Below are 19,404 nucleotides of genomic sequence, written 5' to 3'. Positions count from 1 at the left end.
ATTTTCACCGCATTTATCATGATACGAATGATCATGCATATAACCCGGTAAAATATTTAGTTTTAAAACAGGCTCTAATATGGATACTGAACACAAGAAACAATTACGCGCCGCTTACAAATTAGCGCCAACTTACTATGGAGTGATTCAAATTAAGAATCGCCGTAATCAAAAGATATTTATTGATACTGCGGCCAATCTGCACAATCGCTGGCATTTTTACCAGCTTAACCTGGATAAGAATTTCTACCGTGACACACCCTTGCAATTAGATTGGAATTCACAAGCACCGACTGATTTTGACTACACCGTTTTATGGCAAGCTGAAACTGCCGATGTCACTAATATGCGACAAACGTTGAAAACGCTGAAGTTAAAATGGCTAGCTAAGCTAAAACCATTCGATGACCAAGGTTACAATCGCCGGCCCAAAGATTGGGAGGATGTTCAACATGACGACTGACTTAAACACTGCGTTTACGCCCATCGACCAAGCGACCTGGTGCTATGATCACATGGCCACGGCGCGATTACTTTTATTACTTTACTAAGCTGATGCCCACTGGCTTTAGCTTGACCGTCAACTTAGACATCACAAAAACCTTAGCATGGACCAAAGCCCATGCCTTCAAGTTTAATCCTGCGTATCTCTACTTAGTCAGTCGCTTGTTGACGCAGCACCCAGAAATGCGAGTGGGTTATGTCGACGACCAATTAGTGACTTTTGACGTCCTACATCCGAGCTATACTGTTTTGCATGCAGATGAGACCATGGCTAATCTATGGACAGCTTATGATGCCGACTTTGTAGTTTTTAATCAAGCATACTTGGCTGATGTGCGCACTTATCGTGATAGCGCTGGTCCGATGCCAAAAGCCCCGCAGTCCGCTAACCTAGTCAATATTGGTAGCCTGCCTTGGGTTAACTTCAGTAGTTACACGCCCTTACCAATGACACCTTTGAAGACCTTTTTCCCAATTTTTCAAGCTGGTCAATTCGTCACTAAGCAGCAAAAGACGACGATGCCCCTGTCAATCACGATTCATCACGCGACCGCTGACGGTATACATGTCAGTCGCTTTTTCAATGAGTTACAAGCAGCTTTTAACCAACCGGAAAAATTACTAGCACACTAAAAAATCCGTTTAGCTAATTTAATTAGTTAAACGGATTTTTTAGTGTGCTTAATACCGATGTGACCGTAGTGCTATCCAGCTAGCACCACCCACAACAACCAGGAGCCCGGCAACGGAACCCATTAAAACGGGTTTATCCGGAGACTCGCTAGTAGCTGGTGTCTGGTGCTTGGCAGGCTTAACTGACTTACCTTTTTGGGACTTAGCATTGACCTGATCACCATCAGCTTGCGTTGTCGTTGGTGATTGGGCTTGGCTAGTCGACTTAGAACTAGCTGAAGCACTCGGTTTAGCTTTGGAACTGACTTTGGTTACACTGCTGCTAGCGGCTGACTTAGCTGAAGAACTGGCCGCAGTGTGCGTCCTTTTTTTAGACTAGTTCCCTTAGTCGCCTTGGTAGACGTGGCCACTGCCTTCGTGATGACGTGGGCTTTCAACTTAGGCAACTGTGATGCCTTAAACTTGAAGCTCATCGCATGGGTCGCTTTATAAACGTGTAAGACGTTAATCGATAATTTCGCCGTTATTTTTTTCTTCAAGTTCTTAGTCGTAAAGGAATAGTAAATATTCGAATTACCTTTTTTATCCCGCACTTTGCGAACATGCTGTGGCTTGGCACCATTCACCTTTAAGACTTGCACCGGATACTTCCCCAGCGACTTGGCCGTCTTCAAATGCATCGTCACCACATACTTCTTATGTTTAACAACCACTTTTGCCGGCTTGACAAAGTATTTGCTGGCAATCGATGACTGATTAGTGCCATATTTTAATGCTGAATAATTAACGGACTTAGCTTGCGCACCAGTCGTTAGGCCAAAGAGACTCAGTCCCAGTACACCAGCGGTCATTAGCCATTTAGTCGTCATTTCATCACCCTGCTTTTCCGATAAATAACTGCGCCACTCACTGCCAATAGCGTGACGAGTCCTAATACACTAGCCAAAACGGTACGCCGTTCACTGGTCTGTGGCAAGTTGCCATGATGATTCCCAGTGGCTGTATCCGCCGTATCACCATTAGTTGAACCGTTTTTGGTCGTCTTGTTACTAGTTGGAACAGCTTGGGCACTGTCTGCCGCATGATTAACCGCAGTCCCTTGATGACTGAACTTGAATCGAACGGTAAAGTCTTGGTTAATCCCAACCGTTGGTACCGCAACGTGTACGGTGCCTTTAATCAGCTGGTTCAAGTCGCTTAACTTATTGACGTTAAACGTATAAGTCACCAAATAATTGTTACCACTCGTCCCATAAACCACATTCTGAGCGGCTTCACCATCAGTCGTGATTGGTTTAAATCCGCGTGCCTGCATCCCCGAGTTCTTTGCGTATTTAACCGTTAGTTGAACTTGATAGTGATTCCCAACCTTAGTGACTTTAGCGGCATGGGTATAAAACTTATTAGCAGCAGAAACCTGATTATTGTCCGCCTGTAAAACTTCATAGGTCCAACCAGTTGTATCTAAAGCTGAACGCGTTGTTTTAGCTTTAGTTGTAGTAGCTTTGGTCGTTGGTGTAGTGCTGGTCTTCTTAGCATCATTAGTCTTAGTCTTGGCACTAGTACTACTTGATGATGGGGCTGACGAAGTAGCCGGTGTCGAATCAGCTGACTTTGCCGGTGTAGTATTGTCCTTTGTCGGCGTTGTTACAACTGGTGACGTTCCCTCATTTACTTCAGAAGTTGCCGGTGCCGTGACAGTCGGTACATTGCTCCAATCGAAAACTAGCCATGCTGATTCCGTCTTTTTCATAGGTTTAGGCATTCCTGGCATATTTATCTCTAAATCGAATGCAATCTTTACATTAGTTGTTGGTTCAGAAAGGGTGAAACTAACGCTATTGTCCCTTAACGCACTTTGCCCATTAACAGTCACACCCTGCATCATCTTTTTTTGATCACTAGTAGCAATAGTTACTTGATATGTCCCATTATTGGCAACTACTGTCGCACTTTTAGCAAAATAAGGTTGTGCCGTCGAAGGGTTTGCACTAGGAGCGCCATTACCATCCTGCATCAATAAAACTGGTACGTTATACGTCCCATCCTTCAACGTACTAGCATGCACTGACTGCATAGCGCTTACATTTACCAACGCCAATATGAGCGCTATCAGACCCCCAAGCCAAACCTTGATCCACTTTAACTGCATTTATAACTCCTCCTAAAATAGAATAATTGTCAAATTCAAGATTAATTTTACCACAACTTATCCCTATTTTAATAACTAAATTATATTTATTTTCATTTAATAATGGAATTATCTTAAATCTAACAATTTCGAGTATTTCGCCCTCGACTTAATTTTACCGCACTTTGACTAATCTGGTTCAACCAGCTAACCATTTAATGTGAGTTATAGCCTGATAACTAAACTCAATGTCGATTAGAACGGGATTTTAAGATTGTTCACTGGCTTTTAAAACTAACACAGCCTGGTTCACTATTGATGCTAGTGAACCAAGCTGTGTTAGTTACTTCCTATATTTAAGTCGTTAATTTTTAATCTTAAAACTTTCCATCAAGTCGCCATGACTCACCATCCCGGTCTTCTCGATAACAAAATCAGTTGGTTGCCGATTAGTGACAAGACAAGTTACTAATGCTGACTGGTTAGCGGCATGCAACGAGTCAATAGCCATCGTAGCTAGCTGAGTTGCTGGTGCCACCGAGTCTCCCACCGCGACTAACCAATTAAAAGCGGTCGCTTCAGCGTGACCATCAGGCTGACCTAACTGCACCGTCACTTCGCAATTGTGATCAGCAATCAAGGTTAACCGCTGGGCGCTAATTTGCGTCACGGTCCCGGCAATTGGGGCTTGCACCTCACCGACCATCGGCTCCACGGCAAAGCCAACACTGGCACCTTGACTCCCGGCTTGCCGTAAATCAACATACAAGCCATTAACTGGGGCGACTAACTGCATTTGGTGTTTACGTTGAAATAACTTCATCATGATCCTTTACCTCCACTAACTTAAGCTAAGCGTATCGGTGGCCACCTGATTCACACTTAAACCGTTTGCTTTTTGGTCCACCTTCACTATAAAATATCGAACGAGTTTCAAGTCAAATGGTATTTTAAATGAGAGCTAGCCAGTCGCCACTAATGTCAAAATAATTATTTAGCCCTTAAATCGTTTCAATCAATTGTAATCAACTGTGATAGACGCGTAACTGCTTAGTAATACAACTGCAACATTAATCGTGTATCTTAGTATGTAGCGATTAATTAACGGGGAGTTTTTAAACTATATGTCAAAAATCAAAGTAAAATTAGCAGCACTCTTATTATTGTTCGGAATGGGCTTTGGCTTAACGACCAATGTTGCTTCCGACGTGTTACCACAAACGGCAACCACAACAGCTCAAGCTGCCACCCGGTTGTCTGCCAAACAAAAGAAGCAAATTAAAGCAATCAATGCTGGCTTATCTAAGAAACAAAAAGCCGCTAAAAACTGGATTGCCTACCGTGAATCAAGCTTTAGTTACACAGCACGCAACGGGAACTGTTACGGCCGTTACCAATTATTACGCGCTTACTTGCATGGTAACTACTCCGCCGTCAACCAAGAAAAGATGGCTAACAAATACGTTAGCGGCCGTTATGGTTCATGGACACATGCAAAGAAATTCTGGCAAGCACATCACTGGTATTAAACCAAATCAGCACTTACAAATCTGACATATAAAACAGTAAGACGACTCGGCTGCCTTTAGGGCGGCGGGTCGTCTTTTTTTTGCTCCTGCTCCGCGCAGTTGCTAATGAACTAACAACTGCGCTATGATATAGCGATACGCATAAGAGCCCTTGAAAGTGATGATGATAATGACCAAACGAATTTTAAAAATAGTGGGTTTCCTACTATTATTAGGGGTTTTAATTGGCGGTGGTCTATTAGTCGCTGGATCAAAAAAGGCACCAACGACCACTCACCCAGCCACCGCTAGTTCTAACAAGCAACCTAAAAAGATTACTACTCCTAAGCCAGTTGCTAAATTAACCATGACTGAATTAAAGCGCCATCCAGACTTACGCTATAGTAGTATTATCTACTACGGCATTAAATACACGCACATTCAGCGTTGGCAAGAAGTTTCCGATTTTAGCCGTGGCTGGCAAGTTGAAATTTATCATGCGCAGGCAAAGTATCTCGTCTGGCCGGATAAACATATCAAAGCTGAAGCCAAACAATTAGAGCCCAACTGGTTTAAGCTCGACCCACGAGGCAACGTGACTTATCACAGCTTTGTCGTCCACTCGTTTCGGGATGATCAGACGAAAACAGTTAACCTAACTGAAATCGTTGCTCAGATTAATCATGACCACGCCATGAAAAAAGTCCGTCAAATGCCAACGAATCTAACCACGCTCAATCACACTCAATAAGTTATTCCACACAAAAACCGACTTGCCGTTAAGGTGGCAAGTCGGTTTTTGTGTGTTCAGGTTGTGGGACAACTCAAAACATTAGCATGCACAGTCTTACCGATCTAAGGTCAAAAGTAAGCTTTCCTGAAATTAATCTGACAAATTCTCAGATAACCTTCACTCGGCATAAGGGGCAACCAATTCATCAACTGCGTATACTTAGGTCATCAAATACGAGTAGATTGTTTAACAAATGGTCACAATAGTTATTTATAGAAAGAAGTTGCGTTTATGATGATTATAATAAAAAAGCTTCACCACCTATTAACTAAGAATGATGTACTGGTTAGTATCGCCCTTTTAGTTGCGACTTTGGTCCCTCTAGCTTGCCTCTCATTACTGATTTGAGCGCCGTCCATAAAAATGATCTTTCAGGAAATAATCTTTCTGAAAAACGATTTTTAATTTGTCGCTGGTTGAATCTGTAGCAACACTGCTTTACGAATCGTATCAATCGCATCAGCGACCGCCGCATTTGACACGTCGCCATGCGCCAAAGTCCATTCGAGCACCGTCATTTGCACATTGGTTCCCATCGTTGCCATCAGGTCCGCGGGTACTTGCATCGCGTTACCATAAGGCGCAATAAACCGTTGCCATTCTTTTAATAATAATGACCGAAAGTTTGCTTGTAGATCAGCATGGTCTTCGTGAATCGTAAATAAGATTTGAATCGCCGGCCGTTTATCTGCCATATCCGCCAATAAGCCTTGGACGAGTTCATCAATCTGCCCATCAATCATCTGCATAAATCGGACATGAACCTGTTGGGCAAACATAGTTGTATGAACCGCGACCATGTTTTCTAATAAATCATACTTGTCTATATAATGTGCATAAAAGGTCGAACGACTTGTTAACGACGTCTGACAAATATCAGCGACCGTGATTTGTCGCACCGTCTTTTGCGTTAATAACGTCAATAATGCTTGTTGAATATCGCGCTCCGTCTTAATTTTCCGGACATCTTTAACCATATTACGCCTCGCTTTTGCTTGTTAATTCTAGCATAACACAGTCACTTTCAAATTAAACGTTGGTTTTCGAACACTTTGTCTGATAATTGTCCGAAAGCCAACGATTGTCACCATTTTGCTAGTGTACGCCCCCGTGACTTGGCCTTATGATGGTCTTGTTGAAAGCGAGATGGGTCAGCGCTTTCAAATCTAAGTGAGAAATGAGGTAAGTATTATGTTCACATGGATTTTTTGGATTTTAGCAATTTGGTTTGTTGTTAACGTCATTTGGATGTGGTTCGATCTGGATAATGAACAACTACAAAAGACATTTGCCTGGATCAATGTGGCTGCTGTTATTATTGGCTTCTGGGTCTTCTATGGCGCAACCTCGGTGGCCAGTTTAGCCACTTGGTTCCAAGTACTGAATTGGGTCAACGTTGTGTTAGCCGCCATCCAGTTCTACTTTGGCTACCGGCACGCTAATGGGAGTAGTCATAAAACCGCTTAATTAAACTAGCAACAAAAACTAAGTCCAGCATCAAACGTAATCGATCATCTCCAAGTAAGCCAAAGTCCGTTTTAACATCACCCACAGCTGATGTTGAAACGGACTTTTTTATTAATCAGCGCGTGGTCGGTACCACACACTGCCTAACACCGCTACCAGAACAGCTCCTAGCATTAACCCAATCGTACTTGTACGGGTTAATGTAACTGCCGCATGCGTATTCACGATATAGTACCGCCAACTGGCTTGTGGTCGTTTGAGAAGCTGACCCGTCGTTTGCTGATAATTCGCATTTGCGACACTATAGTTCACCGCGGATTGACCGATATTCCTAAGTTGTAAATATAGTTGACGTTGCGCCGTTCGCGGATATGTGACCTGCGCCAACTGGTTTGGTGTACCGGTCACTTGCCGCACCAGTCCTTGCCGAGTACTAATGGTCAAGCAGACCCGACCTTTTTTAGTCACCGGTAACAATTGGACCTGATTACTGACACCACTAGTTGGTATCAGTAACGTTTTGGTTTGTCCAGGCTGCAAAGCTTGACTGGTGGCGGTAAAATAAGCCCCATTCCCTTGGCGAGCCACAATCTGACTCGTTTGAGACCTATTTTGACTGGTTTGCAAGATACTGATAAAGCTGAAAATTGTCAACCATCCAGCTAAGCAACTCACTAGCTTTCGCCGTTGGGGCTGCCACACTGGTATCGTCATCCAGCCGTTAATTCCCAGTAGCATCAAAACTGGCAATAATGGTAATGCATAGCGAGCTTCAACTTCCCATAAACCAACATGAAATAGGGTCAGGCCGACGATCATTAATGCCAGTAGGCTAATGCCAAAGCGGTAATGGCTTGGCGTGACTAAGGTCCAAATACTGCCTAATAGTAACGCTAGGAACCCCACCTGCGTCCCAGTGACCAGCCAGAATTGCCAAGCCCGTTGTCCTTGCAAATACCAAGTCGGCGCTCGTAACCATTGCGTCGTTAACTTGAAGCTATCAAAGTCACCAGTTGCCCAAAAGACGCGAAACTTAGCGAATAAATGAGTTAAGCTACCCCAGACACCCATTTTAGTTAAGCGTTGCCTGATTAGCTTTTGTGCAGTTTGTTGCTTTTTAGCGGCTGATGGTTGTTGGCGAATCAGCTGCATGTCAGTAGCATTATATTGTCCGGCCAGCTTAGGATTCAAACTCATCGCCAGCCAACTCGTCGTGGGCAACGCAACCGCGGCTTGTTTTTGATAGCCGCTTTGATGCGCCCAGAGTTGCATGCCGAAAATGCCAAGGCCAAGTGCCACCACAGCGCGAACTAACCAAGTCCAAGTGACACACTGTTGCCAAACGGCCACCATCAGACTCAGTATCAAGGCCAGCCATAACACGATTAAGTTGGCTTTCATAGCCACGCCCAGCGCAACTAAGCCTAAACCAAGCCAACCTAACACCAGTTGTCGCCAGCCAAACGTCCGTTTAGCCAGATACGCTAGCGCTAAAACATCCACCGTTAGTGGCATCACTAGTGCATCCGTATAGGCAAATAGGCCAAACGCATAGATGGGCACACTTAACAACCAAGTCACGGCTAACGCCAAAGCCCCCGGTTGCCATCGCTGCCAGTGCTTGATAATAACTAAACCAGCCGCTAAGCCGGTATCAAGCCACAAAAAACGACTGATATTAAGTGCTACCCATGGTGTCTGAAGACCCAAACTCAAGCCGAGCTTAATTAACGCCGCTTCTAATAACGTAAAGTTGACATTATTTGGATATACCAGGAAGTAGTCATTCCAGTGATGACGACCTTGTGCTAAGACAATGGCTTGGTTGCGTACAAAGTAAGCATCGGCACGGCCCACATCAACAAATTGCCACGCGACAATTAATTGGGTCACCCCAATTAAAAGTATCACCCCAATTAAGACGCGCCGATACGTTATCGCTGACCAACGTGTCACCCACCGCCGTAACCCGTTTAAAATAACTAGCAATGCCAGCACTAGCAAGACCATTACCGCTGGTTGGACCCAGTCTTGATCGGCAAAAAAGTGAATTGGTTGTAGCGCGGCGAACAGTCCTGCCCAGCACAAGATGCCAGCTGCTAACCAATTCACGGCTTTCACCACCCGTGACATCCGGTCTAACCGCGTGATGACTTAGCCACTAACTGCGGCTGCTGGGCGGCAGAATAGTCATCGATCTCAATAATATAGCGCGGACGGTGTTTAACCTCGGCGAAAATCTTCCCGATATACGTCCCAATGACACTAATTCCAATCAACTGAATGCCACCTAAGAACCACAAACTCATCATTAATGAGGTCCAGCCATTAATGACATTGCCAGTAAAGAATCGAATTGCCGTATATATTAACATTCCTAAACTAATCAAGATCACCCCAATCCCCAACACCATAATCGCTTGAATCGGCGCAATTGAAAACGACGTGATGCCATCTAGCGCAAACGCGAGCATCTTCTTAAATGGATATTTTGATTCACCAGCAAAGCGTGGTTTGCGGCGATAAAAGAGCTTACTCGTTGGTAAGCCTAATTGTGGAATAATCCCTCGCAAGAATAAATTAGTCTCTGAATATTGCATCAATGCCTGCACAGCCCGGTGACTCAACAAACGAAAATCGGCATGATCTGGGACTAATTGCACCCCAATCTGCCGCATTAATTTGTAAAACGTCTCGGCTGTCCACCGTTTAAACGTCGAATCGCTACTCCGATCATTACGCACCCCCAAGACGATATCGTTACCGTCGTCAAACTGGGTAACCATCTTCGGAATCAGTTGCGGGTCATCTTGCAAGTCCGCATCAATCGTAATCACCGCATCGGCAAACTTGCCAGCCACTTGCATGCCAGCCATTAACGCATTCTGATGACCAAAGTTGCGACTGAATTTTAAACCACTAAAGATTAAATTATCCTGCTCTAATTGCCGAATCAACGTCCAAGTCTGATCGCTACTCCCATCATCCACGAATAAAATCTGACTGCGGGGATTAACCTGCTTACTTTGAATCATTTTCGTTAGGATTGTGCCTAAAACCTGCGACGATTTAGGTAAGACCGCCGCTTCGTTATAACACGGAACAATAATCGTTAATCGTGGTGCTGCCATGTTAACGCCCCCTCATATTCTGATACTTAACCCACACTCAGCTCATCAATCATGACCGACTGATAAGTCTAAAAATCCATAAGACACTCGCCATTAACCAAAATCCTTAATTAAGGCTTAATCTGAGAAATTTTCAGAAACGGTTTAGTTTTTCTAATTGGTCCCGAACTTGACGATTACTTATAATCAAACTTGTTGTTCAACTCTCGATACAAGCTAATTAATACCCCAATATTAATTAAGATTGTCATTATTATACGCATGCAGCCCAATTAACAACAGTAAGCCGGCGTTAATTCAGCCTCAAAAAAGTTGGCTTAACAAAGCTGTGTCATTAATTGAATTATTCTTGACCGTCACTTATGGTAATTAAAAAACAACTTATAAAAACACCTGGGCATTGACAAAATTAAACCGCCGCACCGTTCATTAATCTGACTGGGGGTCCAGCTCATGCAACACATTAAAACAACTTGGCACGGCCCATTAATCGCCGGTAGCTTAGCCTTATTAGTGATTAGTACCGTCTTGTGGCACCAACAAATCACCCCATTTGGCAACCATAATTTATTAATCAGTGACATGGGCACACAATATCTCTCCTTTTTCACCGCCTATCGCTACGCTTTACTCCATCAGAATTTTCAGCTCTATTCCTTCTCACAATCCCTAGGTGGTAGCGTGGTCCCAACCTTGGCCTACTACTTAATGAGTCCATTTAACTTGATTATCCTGTTGTTTCCAGCGGCTAACTTACCAACTGGAATCACAGTGCTTCTAATGGCAAAAGTCGCCGCAATTGCCATAACGATGACAATCTATTTACAACGCCACTACCACTCACAACGCTGGTCAGCCGCTATTTTTGGTGTCGCCTTTAGCCTATGTGGCTTTGTCGCGTTGAATTACTTTAACTTGATGTGGTTTGATGCTTTAATCTGGCTACCTTTAGTATTGGACGGCTTAGATTATCTGCTTGCGACTGGGCGTAGTGCCCGTTTCTTCTGGTGGCTCTGGCTCAGCATTGTTACTGATTTTTATCTTGGTTATATGACTTGTTTATTCGTCGTTTATTACTTCATTTATATGTGGTTTGAGACTAAAGCACCTGGTCAAGCTTTTAGCGCTGACTTTAAACAACGCCGAACCCTCGTTGGTAAAGCGATCTTAACTGGTATCTTAAGCGTAGTCACGACCTTATTTCTATTGATTCCAACAGTATTTGGTATGCTACAAACCGCTAAGAGTGCCAATTCAATGACGAACTTCTTACCAGTCCCACAGTACGGCTTAGATATTTTAAGCCAATTAGGCGTTGGGGCGAATACCTACGCTGATCGGTTGGTTCACGCCCCTACCTTATTCAGTACAACGGCGGTGGTCTTGTTGGCCTTAGCTTATTTCGTGCATCCTGATATTAGCCAAGCCCACAAATGGCATGCTGGAAGTTTAGTCATCGCACTGTTGCTCAGTATGGGCATCCGTTTATTAGATACTGTATGGCACATGTTTCAACAACCAGAAGGCTTTCCTTTCCGAGATGCCTTCTTCTTCAGCTTCGTCTTGATTAGCTTAGCTTTCGCTACTTGGCAGGCCCGGCCACAAAAAATCGCACGTAAGTGGCAATGGGGGTTACCGACACTGCTAGCTGGGCTATTGGTAATCGGTTGGTTGGCCAATCGCGCGGCTAAAACGCCGGTATCTCGCAACGCGTTATTACTTAGCTTCGGCTATGTGCTGTTAACCAGCTTAGTGTTATTCGCCACCCAACGCACGGTTCGGACGGTGTTACTTACCGGTCTAATGATGAGTGAAATGGGTGCCAATAGTCTGCTAAGTATGCGGACCACCCAATTTGGAAATCAGACCATTTATCAAAAAGCCTATAAAACGGAAGATAAACAGATGTCAGCCGTTAACGATCCCGATGGTCAACTTTATCGAGTCGACAATTCAAATACGCTGATCAATAAAGCTTATCAGGAAAAATATAATAACTATAATGATCCGTTATTATTCAACTTCCATGATATTAACTATTACAGCTCGACCTTGAATCAGACGACTTGGCAGACGCTGAAATCATTAGGTCTGTTTGGCAAGAATGCGCGGCGCATTAGCTCACAAGGTTTAACCCCCGTCAGTGGCATGTTATTAGGCATTAAGAATGACATCATGCTACAACGAGATGGACAAGCTCAGACAACACCTAATCTGAGTTACTTAGGGATGGGCTTTGCTGTCAATCATGGTTTCAGTAAGATTCAATTGATGAAAACCCACGCCTTGGCCAACCAAGAAAATAGCTTACAAAGTTTACGACCAAGTTCAACACCTTATTTTGTGACCGCCACGATCGCTAGTGACCAGGTCACCATTGATCGTCAAGCACTGATGTACCATAACTTGCATACCACAACCATCAAGATTAAGGCGACCGGACCACTGTATTACGATGATATTAGTGGCACGACCAAATACACGACTTTCCGCGTCAATGGGCAGTTGATTGCGCCAAACGTTGATGCCAATGAGCATCAGATGTTACTAGATTTAGGCAACTTCAACAAAGGTCAGACCGTTAAACTGACCTTCAAGACAAAACATCAAAGCTTAACGCCTAAAGTGGTGCTTGCAAGCTTGAATCTAACTCAGTTCCAACAAGTTAGCCAACAGTTAAAAACGAGTGCCTGGGTTCCCACTTATCGTGCCACTGGGTTTAATACGACCGTTACGGGAACGATGTATAACCCCAATATGCAAAACTGGTTGTATACCGCAATTCCTTATGATCCGGCATGGACGGCAACCGTGAATGGCCAACCTACCACGACTAAAAAGGCACTGAACGGTCTGACTTTAGTTCATATTGGTAATGGCAAACAAACCATTAGCCTGCATTATCAGGTATCTGGCTTAAAGCTTGGGGCAACCCTTTCGTTACTAAGCTTAATCACTTACCTTGCCTATGGTTGGTACTGCCAGAAACAACACCTTGTTTAACCCTTAAACCAGGCTGATAGTTGGCCTGGCTTTTCATTGTTTTATAAAATTAGTGGTAAAAGCCAACACTCAAGATTTTCAAATGCGGCCACCGCGTTCCAGCCAATTTTAGACCGACCAGAGTGGCAATTTAAACCAACTAGCCCCAAGCATAAATCAATCATTTTATTATCAAAATAATTGGTTCAAGGCACGAATTATCGTTATACTGAAATTAAGAGAAATTACGCTTGATGCTAGTTGAAATTATCGCCTGCCGGTTGGGTCCTAAAACGCTGGAACGCCAAGGCCCATTTTGAAGCTAAAGCCCGGTCTTCAAAACTGGCCTTGGCCTTAGTCCGAGCAGCCCACTTGCACTAAGGCCAACGACACGGCTGAGCATTTTAGGAACCAACCTCTCAGCCAAATTTGTTGATTGAACATTTTATAAATATCGACTAACTAACGGCGGGCGGGCCAGAATTGGCTCAGTGGTGTCGTTTGACTTAGCCGGGATTTTTCCGGGTTAGTCAAAGCCCGGCTTGTGAGACCGCTCTTCGGCTCACAAACGTGGCCACCACGTTCCAGCCGATTCTGGACCAACCAGAGTGGCAATTTAAACCAACTAGCACCAAGCGTAGAGAAATTAGAAAGTGGTGTCTGCATGGCAAAAATACTATTGGTCGATGATGAAGCCAGTGTCATTGACTTCTTACAACAAGAATTAACCTTTGAAGATTATGAGGTCGTGACCGCTTTAGATGGCCAGCAAGCTTATGACATTTACACGGAACAAAAAGACAGCTTAGACCTCGTGATTCTGGATTGGATGTTACCGAAAATGGATGGCTTAGAGGTTCTCCGTCGCATCCGTAAGCACGATACCCTGCCGGTAATCATGATGACCGCCCGCGATTACGTTGGTGATAAAGTGGCGGGTCTCGACGGTGGCGCTGATGACTACATTACCAAGCCTTTTGATACCGAAGAACTCTTAGCTCGTATCCGGGTAATCTTACGCCATGCGGATCAGACTAAGCATACCCAGGCCGTTTATCAATTCGCTGATTTGGAGCTAGATACTAAGGCCCGCCAAGTGCATCGTAACCATCACTTAATCCAATTGACCCAGCGTGAATACGACTTATTATTAACACTCATGCAACACGCCGGCGAGACCTTGTCCCGAGATGAACTTCTTGATGAAGTCTGGGGCATTGATTTTGATGGGCAACCTAATATTGTCGATGTCTATGTACGTTACTTACGACATAAAGTTGACACTGAAGCTGATCGTAAGCTCATTCATACGGTCCGTGGCGTTGGTTATTGTTTGCGAGATGATGCCCATGTTTAATCTACGCGGTAAATCGAACGTGGCCCAAATCACCCGTTCATTTACTTGGATGATGCTTCTAATCGTCCTGATCACTGGCACTAGTATTTCATTAGTCGTCGGCTACCGCTTAACCCGTAATCGGGTCGACGAAGCTCGAGCGCTGACAAAAAGTCTCGATCGTTCCATTATTGATGATGAACCTGACTGGAACCGGTGGAGTATCAACAGTCCAATCAATACGAAAAATACTTTTGTTAAAGTGCAGACGAATATTCCGAAACGCAAAGCGCATACCTTTTATTCCAAAGGGACCGTTAAGTTTCTCAAAGCTGACGCTTACCAAATGCCAATCTTGAGATCTGTCTGGTACTTACCAAAATACGGATTTCTTTACCGCGCTTCCATGAAATCAGACCATATTTACTATGAAACTTGGACCAGCTTTCAAGACGTTTCACATATCTTTAAGCTGATTCTAGAAGTGTTAGTCCTAGTCTTAATTCTTTGTAGCTTGTTAGGCTACTTTATCATCGCCTGGCTAGCGCGCCGCTTGAATAAACCATTAGCCAGCTTGACGACTGCTGCTAAGCAGATCAATCATAGTGCCAATATTTCGTACCATGAAGCCTTGCCCGTACCGGATAGCCCCGATGAAATTCATGATTTAGGTACCGAAATCAATCAGCTTTTAAAATCACTGAATGAGCAAGTCTTGCGCGATCATCAATTTGTCTCGGATGCTTCCCACGAGTTACGAACCCCGTTAACGGCGATTCGTGGCCATATTAGCTTAATTAATCGCCGTGGTGAACAACATCCGGAAATCATTCCGAAATCATTAAAATTCATCGATGAAGAATCAGCCCGTATGCAGACGTTAGTTGAAAGTCTGCTGCGACTCTCACGGATGGATCACGTGACGATTGAACGGCAACCGTTGGATGTGAATCAAGTCGTTCAACAGACTGTCGAAAATTATCAAGCTGAGATTAGCCAGCCGTTACAGTTAGACTTAACCGCCGGACCCTTAATGGCGATGATCAACCTAGATAGTCTGCAACAGATTTTAGTGGCCCTCTTGACTAACGCCAACAAATATTCACCGGCTGATCAACCCGTTACCCTAACCACTAGTCGTGTGAATGGCCACCCAACCCTGGCAATTGCTGACCTTGGTACTGGAATTGATGATGACCACAAAGCTAAAGTCTTCGAACGTTTCTACCGTGTCGACCAAGCCCGGTCGCAAGAGATTCCCGGCACTGGCTTAGGCCTCGCCATCGTCAGTCGGCTCGTTACTTTGAATCACGCCCAAATTGCCATTAGTGATCACCAGCCACACGGCGCGGTCTTCACATTAACCTTGGCAACTAAATAGGCCTCCAAAAACACCAGCATATGGATTAAATCCGTAATGCTGGTGTTTTTGACTTGAACAAGTTTATGTAAGCGATCACAAAAAAGACTTGACGGTGACTGCATTCAAGCCGATATTAGAAGAGAACCTTTAATTATTGGAGGAAACTAATTATGACTAAAGCAATCGTCGCCTTCGATCTTGATGCGACCCTATTAAACGACGACAAACAACTCTCAATTGAGAATCAACAAGCACTGCAAGCTTTGCGGGCCAACGACTGTTTACCCGTGATTGCTACCGGTCGAGATCGCTTTGAGATTGCCGATATTATGACTACTGGCCAATTCGATGCCATCGTCAGTGCAAATGGTGCCGACGTTTACTTGGCTGGCGACCAATTATTCGAAGATAGCTTAGCGGCCACCGTGCTCCGTGAGCTAGCTGCTTGGACCGCTGAAAATGCCATTAGCTTTGCGGTCTCAAATCATGACGGTATGGCTATTAGTCAGATTGATGACTTGGTACGGTTAAACTATCAACGAATTCACCGGCCGTTACCAACCGTTAATGCCACTTATTTTCAGCAGCGTGCAATTACGAAAGCCTTAACCTTTATCGATGAGACCCCAGCTGGTCAACAACTGGAAGCGACGCTACGAGCGAAGTTTCCAACGTTAACGTTCTACCGTAATTCTGATATTTGTATTGATGTGGTCGCTAACGGGACGACTAAAGCCAGCGGTATCGCAACGTTACAGACCCAGGCCAACTTAGCCGCCATCCCCGTCTATACCTTTGGCGATGGTTATAATGATATTTCGATGCTACAGTCCGCTGACGTTGGAATCGCAATGGGCAATGCGGATTTAGCGGTACAACAACAGGCCAACTATGTCACCCGTCGTTATGATGATCACGGTATTGTCGCCGCCTTACAACATTTTAAGTTGATTTAGGCTGGTAATATTTGCGATAATGAATCTGACAGAACTTAAGGGAGATGGCAGGATGACCACAAATCGTGGGTTTGAAATGGAAAGTTTTTATGAGACTGGTGAAAAGTTAGGGGCTGCGGTCGATGTGATTCGCAAAGATGATACCAATGGCATGACTGTGCGCTATGCTACCCGGAATGCCGGTGAAATTAAATTTATTTTCACCAATATGCGAACGGGAGCCGTGATTGAAATGGTCTATGAACAAGATCGGCAAGACGGCTGGACCTTTAACCCAACTGAATCGACGACAGTTAATACGGATCTTAATGTTTAAATCAAAAATCTCACCGAACTTAATCGGTGAGATTTTTGATTATTCTTAGTAACTGTAACCTTATCAGGCTTTAATAACGGCACTAACTTGTTGATCAACATCGGCAATTTTTGTCGCATTCAAAAAAACTAGTGCTTGTTTCTGACGACCATCGTATAAAAAGAGTAGTCCATTGGTCTCAGCAACACCAAAGAACAATGATCCAAAGACCTGCCCCGTCTTTAGTAGTCGCGAGTACTTTTGATAAATTGGACCAGTTGGGGCTAACTGCGCCCGCTGCAGGCTCAACAACTCAAAATAGTCATCTGAAATTTCAGTAAATGCGGCGCCAATCTTTTCTAAATCACTTAAATACGTTTGTTGCGGTTGCCGCATTGGTCGACCGGTCACATTAACAAACGCGTGGGCCGACAAGCCTAATGCTTGGGCACGATTAACTAAATTGGCTTTGGCAGTCTGTTGATCCCCGTAAACAAACTCTGCTAAATTCACGATAACATCTGGCGCTGGCACTACAATAGCTAGATTTAGCAAAGTGAATAAAGTATACTGATCCCCAATCGTCAAATCAACTTTATGTTGGCTGTGATCTCGAGCTAAGTCTTGGGTAATTGTTACTCGATCCGTTAAGTGCAACTTGCCCTGACTTAACTGTTCTAAGCAGGCCAGAATCACTAATAATCGGCCAACACCGTTTTGAGTATAGGCACCTGAGCTGGGGGCTACCTGGGTCATCGCAAAATTTCCTGCCCCACTACTATAATACAATGCTTTTCTGACTAAGGTTGGCGCCAATCTTGTAATTCCCGAATTTCTTCCAGAGCCTTTGATAAAGATTACGGTGTCAGTCCGAATAGCTTGAATCAAGGTCCGTGATAGTGCGTCCAGCTGGTCGAAGTGACCACCAAAGTTAGCCGTCTTAAAAGCAGCGGCGACTGAACCAATTTCCGGACCAAATGTATACAGTTGATCAAAATGACTCTGCATTAGCTTTTCAATTAACTGTAGATGTACGGCCCGCGTTTTATCACCTAAATTAATCACACGACCCATCACAAAAACTTTTTGCGTCTGCGATGAAACTTGATAAGCCTGCGCAAAGTCGATAAAGTTTTGCATTGATAAAACTTCCGCGTTATGCGTATCATCTAGCACGGTTACCTGATGACCATTGACCATAAAAGTGTGTACTTTGCGCGGATTGGCCTGCTGACACAGTTGATGCAACGGGTCTTGCCACGCTGCATCAAAGCGACCTTGTAATATGGTCATGGCGCTGATGGCTCCAATCGCATTGCTGATCAGCCCCGCATCAAAGTGGCGAACATCAATCGCTGCTAGTAGCTGCTGCTGATGACGAACTTGTAGATATCCATCTGTAACTTGACCAATATAATCACAGCCAGCCTGCATGCCATACGTGATCACTCGCGACGTATAACGTTGCGCTAATTGTTTGACTTCAGCTAAATTCTTGATATCACCATTCACTAATAATGGCCGATCAGGTTTTAACCCATACGCCAGTCGTGTCTTGAACTCCGCCATCGCATGCTCATCATAGCCACGCTGACCAATCCCAACCTGCGTAATAATGCCTAAGTCCAAGACTAAATCTTGCATAATGCCGACTTGCTTCGGCTTCTTACCATACCAGAAAGCGCCTAAAGCAATCTCCAGTACGTTATAGGTTGTCCCGACACTATTCATAACCGTAATCCGCGCTGAAGTGCGTGAATTATGATTAGTTGGCGTACTATGCGTTGGCGCAACCAGTTTCAACAGCCCAGTTAATAGCGCTTTCATCGTGCTTTTACCCACTGTGCCTGTAATCCCAATATTACGACTTGGCTGCGCCGCATTAATTAACGCAAAGATCTGTTTCATCGCTTCATAGGAGTTAGCGACTTTCAATTGCGGGACATTAACATCTTTAATCAACCGTTGCACGACAATCATTCGCAACTGATTGGCAAACTTATGAACGAATTTATGAGAATCAGGTGGATTGACAGCATACATACCCGCATTGCCAGTCCCTCTGACCCAAGTTGGACCATCCATCGCAAAAAACAGATTGGCTTGATCACTTGTTGAAAGCTCACCTTGATAAACGGCATAGTGTTTAATCGGCAAACTTGCGTCTACTGGCGGGATAACCCACTCACCACCGATAATCTCTGCAATCTCTTGCATACTAAAATAATCACCATTAAATGTTACCAAGTTAATCCCCCACTTTATTGATTTATTGACTGTTGGCTAGCCGCCATCTGATGATCAT

At 44.3% G+C, this 19,404-nt stretch carries 17 protein-coding genes; 10 read left to right on the top strand and 7 right to left on the bottom strand.

Annotation, left to right across the window (positions count from 1 at the left end):
- Positions 1 to 79 precede the first annotated feature (79 nt).
- Both FFM80_RS04850 and FFM80_RS04845 read left to right on the top strand, forming a co-directional pair.
- Entirely contained in the window at positions 80 to 463 is a 384-nt protein-coding gene (locus FFM80_RS04850; RefSeq protein ID WP_137639772.1) for a GIY-YIG nuclease family protein, read from the top strand.
- Positions 464 to 507: 44 nt separating this feature from the next.
- The gene (locus FFM80_RS04845; protein WP_137639771.1) at positions 508 to 1,137 is read left to right on the top strand and encodes a chloramphenicol acetyltransferase; all 630 of its coding nucleotides are present in this window, start codon (positions 508 to 510) and stop codon (positions 1,135 to 1,137) included.
- A 311-nt stretch (positions 1,138 to 1,448) separates the two neighbouring features.
- Here the strand turns inward: FFM80_RS04845 and FFM80_RS04840 are convergent, their stop codons facing one another.
- The 3 genes from FFM80_RS04840 to FFM80_RS04830 all read right to left on the bottom strand — a co-directional run bounded on the left by FFM80_RS04840 (position 1,449) and on the right by FFM80_RS04830 (position 4,094).
- Complete coding sequence (locus FFM80_RS04840; RefSeq protein ID WP_137639770.1) at positions 1,449 to 2,006, bottom strand: NEAT domain-containing protein; 558 nt, start codon at positions 2,004 to 2,006, stop codon at positions 1,449 to 1,451.
- The gene (locus FFM80_RS04835; protein ID WP_137639769.1) at positions 2,003 to 3,289 is read right to left on the bottom strand and encodes an NEAT domain-containing protein; all 1,287 of its coding nucleotides are present in this window, start codon (positions 3,287 to 3,289) and stop codon (positions 2,003 to 2,005) included. The genes FFM80_RS04840 and FFM80_RS04835 overlap by 4 nt, the downstream gene beginning before the upstream one ends.
- Before the next feature lie 343 nt (positions 3,290 to 3,632).
- Positions 3,633 to 4,094, bottom strand: a complete 462-nt coding sequence (locus tag FFM80_RS04830; RefSeq protein ID WP_137639768.1) for a PTS glucose transporter subunit IIA — start codon at positions 4,092 to 4,094, stop codon at positions 3,633 to 3,635.
- A gap of 298 nt (positions 4,095 to 4,392) precedes the next feature.
- Between FFM80_RS04830 and FFM80_RS04825 the strand changes: the two genes are divergently transcribed.
- Positions 4,393 to 4,797, top strand: a complete 405-nt coding sequence (locus tag FFM80_RS04825) for an aggregation-promoting factor C-terminal-like domain-containing protein (RefSeq protein ID WP_137634403.1) — start codon at positions 4,393 to 4,395, stop codon at positions 4,795 to 4,797.
- A 169-nt stretch (positions 4,798 to 4,966) separates the two neighbouring features.
- On the top strand, positions 4,967 to 5,527 hold the full coding sequence (locus tag FFM80_RS04820) for a hypothetical protein (protein ID WP_137639767.1): 561 nt from the start codon (positions 4,967 to 4,969) through the stop codon (positions 5,525 to 5,527).
- A 443-nt stretch (positions 5,528 to 5,970) separates the two neighbouring features.
- Here FFM80_RS04820 and FFM80_RS04815 read toward each other — a convergent pair whose 3' ends face one another.
- Positions 5,971 to 6,546: a TetR/AcrR family transcriptional regulator gene (locus FFM80_RS04815; RefSeq protein WP_137639766.1), complete on the bottom strand. Its 576-nt coding sequence runs from the start codon at positions 6,544 to 6,546 to the stop codon at positions 5,971 to 5,973.
- A 214-nt stretch (positions 6,547 to 6,760) separates the two neighbouring features.
- Between FFM80_RS04815 and FFM80_RS04810 the strand changes: the two genes are divergently transcribed.
- Positions 6,761 to 7,036, top strand: a complete 276-nt coding sequence (locus FFM80_RS04810) for a hypothetical protein (protein ID WP_137639765.1) — start codon at positions 6,761 to 6,763, stop codon at positions 7,034 to 7,036.
- Positions 7,037 to 7,147: 111 nt separating this feature from the next.
- Here the strand turns inward: FFM80_RS04810 and FFM80_RS04805 are convergent, their stop codons facing one another.
- The gene (locus FFM80_RS04805; protein WP_137639764.1) at positions 7,148 to 9,148 is read right to left on the bottom strand and encodes a hypothetical protein; all 2,001 of its coding nucleotides are present in this window, start codon (positions 9,146 to 9,148) and stop codon (positions 7,148 to 7,150) included.
- A gap of 26 nt (positions 9,149 to 9,174) precedes the next feature.
- Positions 9,175 to 10,167: a glycosyltransferase family 2 protein gene (locus FFM80_RS04800; protein ID WP_137639763.1), complete on the bottom strand. Its 993-nt coding sequence runs from the start codon at positions 10,165 to 10,167 to the stop codon at positions 9,175 to 9,177.
- 453 nt (positions 10,168 to 10,620) lie between these two features.
- On the opposite strand from FFM80_RS04800, the gene FFM80_RS04795 reads away from it, so the two are divergent.
- From FFM80_RS04795 to FFM80_RS04775, 5 genes are all read left to right on the top strand, one after another.
- A complete protein-coding gene (locus FFM80_RS04795; RefSeq protein ID WP_223877297.1) occupies positions 10,621 to 13,170 on the top strand; it encodes a YfhO family protein in 2,550 nt (849 codons plus the stop codon).
- A 643-nt stretch (positions 13,171 to 13,813) separates the two neighbouring features.
- A complete protein-coding gene (locus FFM80_RS04790; RefSeq protein ID WP_137634396.1) occupies positions 13,814 to 14,506 on the top strand; it encodes a response regulator transcription factor in 693 nt (230 codons plus the stop codon).
- Positions 14,499 to 15,866: a HAMP domain-containing sensor histidine kinase gene (locus FFM80_RS04785; protein WP_171001039.1), complete on the top strand. Its 1,368-nt coding sequence runs from the start codon at positions 14,499 to 14,501 to the stop codon at positions 15,864 to 15,866. Before FFM80_RS04790 ends, FFM80_RS04785 begins: the two co-directional genes overlap by 8 nt.
- 152 nt (positions 15,867 to 16,018) lie before the next feature.
- Complete coding sequence (locus FFM80_RS04780; protein ID WP_137639760.1) at positions 16,019 to 16,804, top strand: Cof-type HAD-IIB family hydrolase; 786 nt, start codon at positions 16,019 to 16,021, stop codon at positions 16,802 to 16,804.
- Positions 16,805 to 16,856: 52 nt separating this feature from the next.
- Positions 16,857 to 17,120, top strand: coding sequence for a hypothetical protein (locus FFM80_RS04775; protein ID WP_137639759.1), 264 nt, complete (start codon positions 16,857 to 16,859; stop codon positions 17,118 to 17,120).
- A gap of 63 nt (positions 17,121 to 17,183) precedes the next feature.
- On the opposite strand, the gene FFM80_RS04770 is transcribed toward FFM80_RS04775, so the two are convergent.
- A complete protein-coding gene (locus FFM80_RS04770; protein ID WP_137639758.1) occupies positions 17,184 to 19,346 on the bottom strand; it encodes a glutamate ligase domain-containing protein in 2,163 nt (720 codons plus the stop codon).
- Between the last annotated feature and the right edge of the window lie 58 nt (positions 19,347 to 19,404).

The sequence above is a fragment of the Lactiplantibacillus dongliensis genome (assembly GCF_005405105.1).
Classification (GTDB): Bacteria; Bacillota; Bacilli; order Lactobacillales; family Lactobacillaceae; genus Lactiplantibacillus; species Lactiplantibacillus dongliensis.
This window is presented reverse-complemented; position numbering and strand designations above follow the sequence as displayed.